The sequence below is a fragment of the Flavobacterium sp. A45 genome (assembly GCF_002001005.1).
Classification (GTDB): Bacteria; Bacteroidota; Bacteroidia; order Flavobacteriales; family Flavobacteriaceae; genus Flavobacterium.
In genome coordinates this window covers 1-7,426 of record NZ_MUNX01000088.1, presented here as the reverse complement: position 1 = coordinate 7,426, position 7,426 = coordinate 1, and the positions used below count along the sequence as shown (strand labels likewise).

Below are 7,426 nucleotides of genomic sequence, written 5' to 3'. Positions count from 1 at the left end.
GTTTAATATTATTACTGTTAAATTTTAATAGTAAAAACTTATACTTTAAAAAAGACAATTTTTTGTAAAACAACGAATGAAAATATAATTGATGAAGAAAAAAAGAGCTGTTTTTAGAAAAAACTAAAATAACAACTTCTAAGGAATAAAAAATTTAAAAACATAAATTGACATAAACAAAATTTAAAATCGTCTTAAAATAAATTTATTCGGGTTGATTTTAATAATTAAAATTTATAATTTTAATAAAAATAATCAATAATATATATAATAAAAAAGTGCTTTATAAAAAGCACTTTTAATTGATAAAAACTATACCCTTAATTTTAAATAGAATTAAGTACTTCTAAAACTTTTTCATTTTTTTCAGTATTTCTTAATTCTGCAATTTGTGTTTCGAAAACTGAATAATTAACTAAATCTCTTTTTAGATTTAATAATACAAAAATACGTACTGCTGCTAATTGACTTTTCAAAGACATCGTATATAATTTATGTACTATTTCTAAATCAATATCATTCGATTTTACTTTATCAGAAAAATGTAAAAGCAAATTAGCAAACAATAAAGAATTATTATCATTCTTCACATTTTTGACCAATGTTTGACAAATCAAACTAAAATTATCTATTGATTTGATGTTTTCAACAATAGTGTTTAAAAGCAAAGAAGCATTCTTTTCTTCTTTTTCTTTTACATATTTATTGATCTCTTTTTGAGTATTCATCAAAAGATTAGCTTCTTTCTTGTCCTTCTCTTCCCAAGCATCTTTAAGTCCAACTGTTTTGTTAAACACTAGTTTTGAATTAGTTGCATCTTTATCAACAACAAAATAACCCAAACGTTGGAACTGAAAATGATCTCCAATTTTAGCTACTGATAAACTTGGTTCTACAAAACCTTTAACGATTTGCAACGAAGAAGTATTCATAAATTCCAAGAAACTTTTCTCTTTATGACTATCTGGAGCTTCATCTATAAACAAACGATCATACAAACGAACTTCGGCTTCTACAGCATGAGAAATAGAAACCCAATGCAATGTTCCAGCTACTTTACGCTTACTAGCTTCACTCCCACTTCCGCTTAAAGAATCAGTATCATAAGTTACTTGAATTTCGATAATATTACCATTAGAGTCTTTAGTAACACTTTCTCCTTTAATAATATAACCATTTTTTAGACGCACTTCGTTTCCTAAACTTAAACGGAAAAATTTAGCTGGAGCTACTTCAAGGAAATCATCTCTTTCAATATATAATTCACGGGAAAAAGGCACTTTTCTATACCCTGCCGATTCATCTTCTTGATTGTTTTCTGCTTCAAGCCACTCCTCTACTCCTTCTGGATAATTGGTGATAACTACTTTTACAGGATCTAAAACAGCCATAACTCTAGGAGCAGTTTTGTTTAAATCTTCACGTAAACAGAAATCCAAGAGCGAAACGTCAATAATATTTTCACGTTTGGCAACTCCAATTACCTCACAAAATTTACGAATAGCAGTAGCAGTATAACCACGTCTTCTTAGACCAGAAATAGTAGGCATTCTAGGATCATCCCAACCATTTACAATGTTTTCCTGTACCAGTTGCAAGAGCTTTCGCTTACTCATAACGGTATAGTTTAAGTTCAAACGAGCAAACTCATATTGATGCGGACGGACTTGATTTTCATCATAAATTTGATCCAAAAACCAATCATATAATTCACGGTGCATCACAAATTCCAAGGTACAAATAGAGTGAGAAATTTGTTCAATAAAATCACTTTCACCATGAGCATAATCATACATCGGATAGATATTCCATTCATTTCCAGTACGGTGATGATGGCGGTGTAATATCCTGTACATCAATGGATCACGCATCAACATATTGGATGAGGCCATATCAATTTTAGCTCTCAAAACATGACTTCCTTCAGGGAAATCACCATTTTTCATTCCTTCAAAAAGAGCTAAATTTTCTTCAATAGAACGGTTTCTATAAGGACCATCAACACCTGGTTGAGTAGGTGTACCTTTTTGAATAGCCATATCTTCAGAAGACTGACTATCAACATAGGCTTTACCATTTTTGATCATGGAAACAGCCCAATCGTATAATTGATGGAAATAATCAGATGAATACAATTCTTCAGACCAATTGAAACCCAACCATTTTAAATCTTCTTTGATAGCATCAACATACTCCTGCTCTTCTTTGGCTGGATTAGTATCATCAAATCGTAAATTTACTGGCGCATTGTATTTTAGACCTAAACCAAAATTAAGGCAAATTGATTTGGCATGCCCAATGTGCAAATATCCATTTGGTTCTGGTGGAAAACGAAAGCGTAATTTATCTTGTGGAAAACCGTTTGCTAAACTGTCTTCTATAATTTGTTCAATAAAATGAAGTGATTTCTCTTCTGATGCCATTTTTATAAATTTTAGCAAAGATAAAAAATAGATGACAGATAATAGACAATAAGATAATAGACTTTAAAGAAAAAACAGTTGTCAATTTTTAATACATTTGTATAAATACTTAATGTTTTGGAACAAAAAAAAGAGGTTATTCAAGATGTGAAAATCGATGAAAAGGAACATTACTATAACTATAAAGTTTAAAATCACTATGATTCTAAACATGAATTAATTACTGAAAAATAAAAAACATGGGAACGATTAGATTAAAAAATATTCGCACTTATTCATACCACGGCTGTTTGATAGAAGAAGGAAAAATAGGTTCTGATTACAGCGTTGATTTGGAAATAAAAACCAATTTGAAACATTCTTCTGAGTCTGATAACTTAAAAGATACTGTAGATTATGTGCATTTAAACAAGATTGTGGTTGAGGAAATGGCTATTCGTTCCAATTTATTGGAGCATGTTGCCAAAAGAATTATCGACAGAGCCTTGGCAGAACTAGAAACCGTTTCAAAAATAAAAGTGGGTGTTTCAAAAATTAATCCGCCTATAGGTGGTGATGTAGAAGCGGTTACCATAGAAATGGAAGAAGAGCGTTATTTCAAATTGTAACAATTGTTATAAAAATAGAAAAAAGTTAACTTTAAACTTTTAAACTTTAAAATTTTAAGTTACTTTTGCCATCCGTTCAAGAATGGCGTCGTGGCCGAGCGGCTAGGCTGGGCTCTGCAAAAGCTCCTACTCCGGTTCGAATCCGGACGATGCCTCAAAAAGAGATACAGAAATGTATCTCTTTTTTTTATGTTAAATTTTTTTCTAAAAATTTATAATCCATAAAATATTGAAACAAAAAAAGAGACTAAATCTAGTCCCTTTTTGTTAATATAAATTAGAAAAAATTATTTATCTATTTTTTCAAAAGCATTCTTTACCATTTGTTTTTCTTCTGGAAACCAGCCTTGAAAAATTAAAACAAAACCAAAAATCATAAGAACAACACTAATTCCTCTTTTTATTTTGTAGATATTAGTTGGTGTCATTTTATGTTTCAATTGCTTAGCTAACGCTATTTTGATGCAATCAATACTTAAATACGTTATAATTACTGAGATGAAAAAGGTTAATATTCTTGAGGTTTCCATATTTAATTTTGGACCTACTGAAATAATTACGGCTAACCAAAAACCTAGAACACCGATGTTAATAATATTTAGAAAAAAACCTTTAAAAAAAAGACCTAGATAATTCTTTTTGATAATCTCATTATCTATTATTTTAGTATTTACTTTCTTTTCTTTTTTGGTTCCTAAGAAAGAAACAAAACCATAAGCCATCATAATAAATCCCCCAAAAATAAACAAGGAAGAATTATCATTTAAACTTTGAATCAATCTATAACTACCTAAATAAGCAATAATTATAAAAAAAACATCTCCTAAAACTACACCTAAATCAAAAACTAAAGCAGCTCTAAATCCTTTTATTATACTTGTTTCAAGCAAAATAAAAAATACAGGGCCAATCATAAAACTCAATAGAACTCCCCAAGGAATACCAGTTAAAATATCATTTATCATTAAAAAATGACTTTAAAAATTATTTATTATTTCTGAACTATGGTTCCACCCATCACTGTTTCTTGTTTAATTTCTTTTGGATTTCCATAAATAAAAATAGTGCCTCCCATGCTCACTTTGGCATCAACAAGGGTAGTTGCATTTACATCGGCATTTCCTCCTGCAGAAATACTTACAGTAGTTTGAGAAGTTTCTAATTCTTTTGCGTTTAAAGCACCCCCAGAATTAATAGAAACAGTTTGAGTGACTGCTTTACCTGTTAATGTAACAATACCGCCGGAAACCGCTTTAATTATTGTTTTATCGACATCAACTGGAACTGTTATCTTTGCACCTTCTTGTGTATTTAAAGTCAAAGATGTTTGTTTAAAAGTATCGGCACAAGTCACAACACTTCCTTCATTAGCATCGATTGTATGTATTTTTTTGAAATACAGCGTTATTTTTGCTTCGTCACCAGTCATCATTTTTGTCAAAGGCATTCTTATTTTTAAAAGACCTTTTTTATTTACAATTTCAACTTTAGCTTGCTCTGGACCAGTAATTACAGCCTTTGTTTCATTAGAAGCAATTAAAGTAACACTCAATTTATCAAACACTTTTACATCATCAAAATCCTTAAGCACCATTGTTATTTGTGCAGAAGTGAATTGTGCGATAAAAACAAAAACTAATAGAACTATTCTTTTCATTTTAATAAAATTTAATTGTTAGTATTTATTTAAAAACCTTATTCATTCCTTTTTATAAAATTGAAATCCAATTGTTTTTTAACCAAATCAGCATTTTTTACTTTTACATAAATCTCATCACCAAGCTGTAATAATCGATTGGAATTGGCACCCACTAAAGCATATTGTTTTTCATCGAAAGTATAATAATCCTCTTTAATATCGCGGGTTCTTACCATACCCTCACATTTATTTTCAATGATCTCAACATAAATTCCCCATTCGGTAACACCCGAAATAACACCTAGAAATTCTTGATCATTATGATTTTGCATGTATTTTACCTGCATGTATTTTATAGAATCTCTTTCGGCGTTGGTTGCCAAACCTTCCATAGTTGAAGAATGCAGACATTTCGTTTCATATAATTCTTCATCAACAGATTTTCCTCCATCCAAATAATACTGCAATAAACGATGCACCATAACATCAGGATAACGACGAATAGGAGATGTAAAATGAGAATAATAATCAAATGCTAGTCCGTAATGCCCTATGTTATCCGTAGAATATTTAGCTTTACTCATAGATCGAATGGCTAAAGTATCAATTAGATTTTGCTCTTTTTTACCATTCACTTCTTCCATCAAAGCGTTCAGTGACTTAGAAATATCTCCTTTGTTTCTAAAATCAATTTTATAACCAAACTTAGCAATCAGATTTTGCATTGCTATTAATTTATCTTCATTTGGTTCATCGTGAATTCTATAAATAAACGTTTTCTTTTGTTTACCAATGTATTCCGCCACTTTTCTATTTGCCAAAAGCATAAATTCTTCAATCAAATGATTTGCATCTTTTGAAATTTTAAAATAAACTCCTTCCGGTTCTCCTTCAGCATCTAAATTGAATTTTACTTCAACTTTATCAAAAGAAATAGCACCTTCATTCATTCTGTTTCTTCTGAATATTTTAGCCAATTGATCCATTTTAAGCGTAGCTGCAACAATTTCATCTGAAACCACATAAGAACTTCCGGTAATTGAAATATCAACAGGAATCGTATTATCTTTAGTTTCTATGATGTATTGAGCTTCTTCATAAGCAAATCGCTGATCCGAGTAAATAACAGTTCTTCCAAACCATTGATTTACTACTTTGCTAGTTTCTGTAATTTCAAAAATAGCCGAGAACGTATATTTTTCCTCTTGAGGACGTAATGAACAAGCAAAATTAGAAAGCACTTCTGGTAACATTGGTACTACCCTATCCACTAAATAAACCGATGTTGCTCTTTGAAAAGCTTCATCATCGAGTATGGTCCCTTCTTCTAAATAATAAGAAACATCGGCTATATGAATTCCAATTTCATAATTACCATTTTCTAATTGTTTGAAAGATAAAGCATCATCAAAATCTTTAGCATCTTTTGGATCAATTGTAAAAGTCAGCGTATCACGCATATCACGGCGTTTCGCAATTTCACTGGCTTCAATCGAAGTATCAATTTTTTGGGCAAAAGTTTCTACTTCAATAGGAAATTCAGCAGGTAAACCATATTCAGCTAAAATGGCGTGAATTTCAGTATCGTGTTCACCAGGTTTACCAAGCACTTTTACCACTTTTCCAAAAGGGCTATCTGCTCTTGAAGGCCAATCTTCGATATGAACTAAAACTACATCTCCTTGTTCAGCCTCCCCTATTTTATCTTTTGGAATAAAAATATCGGTGTACATTTTTGGATTTGCAGTCGAAACGAAAGAGAAATTCTTCTGAATATCAATAACTCCAACAAAGTCGGTTTTATATCTTTCGATAACTTCAATCACTTCACCTTCAGCCCTTCTACCACTTCTTTTATTGTAAACATACACTTTTACGGTATCTTTATCCAAGGCATGATTCAAATTATTACTTGGAATAAAAACGTCTTCTTCAAATTCTGGACAAATGAAATAGGCAGTTTTACGACCTGTCATATCAATTGTTCCTTCGTAATATTCTTTACTTTCGGCTTTTATTAAATATTTCCCAGGCTCGGATTCTATAATTTTCTTTGAAGCTGCCAAAATTTTTAAATCTTTTATGATTTGATTACGACTTTGGGTATCATCTAATTCTAACTTGGCTCCTATTTGCTTATAATTAAAGGCTTTATTGGCACTTTGCGATAATATTTTTATAATTTTATCTGAGAAATCTTTCTCTTTCTTTATCGGCTTTCTTAATCTTTTACTCATGTATCTTTTCTTAAAAAGCTAAAATTACGAAATTGTATTCACTATTCCTTGTTCTGCCTAGAGTTTTAAACTAATAATAACTTTATTACATTTATAAAAAAATAAAAATGAAAGACTTTAAAACGATTGCTATTTTTAATTATCCACATGAAATCGTGGTACTTAGACATATTCTGGATCAGGAAGAAATTCATTATTTTTTTGAAAACGAACACATCGTCTCCATTGACCCATTGGCAAGCTTTGCCTACGGTGGAATCCAACTAAAAATACATCCAAACGATTTTGAACAAGTTCAAGAAATACTGGACAATTTAAATTCTAAACTTTCTATCGTTTAAAAATTCAATTTTATTTTTTGTTTTCAAATTTCAAAGTTGTCAACATATATTAAATACAACAAAAAGAAAATTTAAATTTAAATTAATTATTTATGGTTATTATAGCTTGTTAATAGTTGCTATAAATTTCTAAAAAAATGTGTTGAAATGAAGTTTTGGGTTTTTATATTGAGTTATT

At 30.1% G+C, this 7,426-nt stretch carries 6 protein-coding genes and 1 tRNA gene; 3 read left to right on the top strand and 4 right to left on the bottom strand.

Annotated elements, in window-relative coordinates:
• Window positions 1-326: 326 nt before the first annotated feature.
• The gene (locus B0E44_RS10810) at window positions 327-2,423 is read right to left on the bottom strand and encodes a glutamine--tRNA ligase/YqeY domain fusion protein (RefSeq protein ID WP_077374348.1); all 2,097 of its coding nucleotides are present in this window, start codon (window positions 2,421-2,423) and stop codon (window positions 327-329) included.
• 239 nt (window positions 2,424-2,662) lie between these two features.
• Between B0E44_RS10810 and folB the strand changes: the two genes are divergently transcribed.
• A complete protein-coding gene (gene folB, locus B0E44_RS10805) occupies window positions 2,663-3,031 on the top strand; it encodes a dihydroneopterin aldolase (RefSeq protein WP_077374345.1) in 369 nt (122 codons plus the stop codon).
• Window positions 3,032-3,115: 84 nt separating this feature from the next.
• Window positions 3,116-3,186: transfer RNA gene (locus B0E44_RS18815), tRNA-Cys, on the top strand.
• Between the two features lie 132 nt (window positions 3,187-3,318).
• Here B0E44_RS18815 and B0E44_RS10800 read toward each other — a convergent pair.
• Genes B0E44_RS10800 through rnr form a run of 3 tightly spaced genes read right to left on the bottom strand, consistent with a single transcriptional unit; the run spans window position 3,319 to window position 6,907 of the window.
• Entirely contained in the window at window positions 3,319-3,996 is a 678-nt protein-coding gene (locus tag B0E44_RS10800; protein WP_077374342.1) for a LysE family translocator, read from the bottom strand.
• 26 nt (window positions 3,997-4,022) lie between these two features.
• The gene (locus B0E44_RS10795) at window positions 4,023-4,688 is read right to left on the bottom strand and encodes a head GIN domain-containing protein (RefSeq protein ID WP_077374340.1); all 666 of its coding nucleotides are present in this window, start codon (window positions 4,686-4,688) and stop codon (window positions 4,023-4,025) included.
• A 38-nt stretch (window positions 4,689-4,726) separates the two neighbouring features.
• On the bottom strand, window positions 4,727-6,907 hold the full coding sequence (gene rnr / locus B0E44_RS10790; RefSeq protein ID WP_077374337.1) for a ribonuclease R: 2,181 nt from the start codon (window positions 6,905-6,907) through the stop codon (window positions 4,727-4,729).
• A gap of 107 nt (window positions 6,908-7,014) precedes the next feature.
• Between rnr and B0E44_RS10785 the strand changes: the two genes are divergently transcribed.
• Window positions 7,015-7,248 carry a hypothetical protein gene (locus tag B0E44_RS10785; protein ID WP_077374334.1) on the top strand — a complete coding sequence of 78 codons (234 nt, stop codon included), beginning with the start codon at window positions 7,015-7,017 and terminating at the stop codon, window positions 7,246-7,248.
• Window positions 7,249-7,426: the final 178 nt, after the last annotated feature.

Coding starts and splice junctions, on each gene's coding strand:
- B0E44_RS10785 (WP_077374334.1), top strand. CDS start 7,015: ATGAAAGACTTTAAAACGATTGCTATTTTTAATTATCCACATGAAATC.
- B0E44_RS10795 (WP_077374340.1), bottom strand. CDS start 4,688: ATGAAAAGAATAGTTCTATTAGTTTTTGTTTTTATCGCACAATTCACT.
- rnr (WP_077374337.1), bottom strand. CDS start 6,907: ATGAGTAAAAGATTAAGAAAGCCGATAAAGAAAGAGAAAGATTTCTCA.
- B0E44_RS10800 (WP_077374342.1), bottom strand. CDS start 3,996: ATGATAAATGATATTTTAACTGGTATTCCTTGGGGAGTTCTATTGAGT.
- B0E44_RS10810 (WP_077374348.1), bottom strand. CDS start 2,423: ATGGCATCAGAAGAGAAATCACTTCATTTTATTGAACAAATTATAGAA.
- folB (WP_077374345.1), top strand. CDS start 2,663: ATGGGAACGATTAGATTAAAAAATATTCGCACTTATTCATACCACGGC.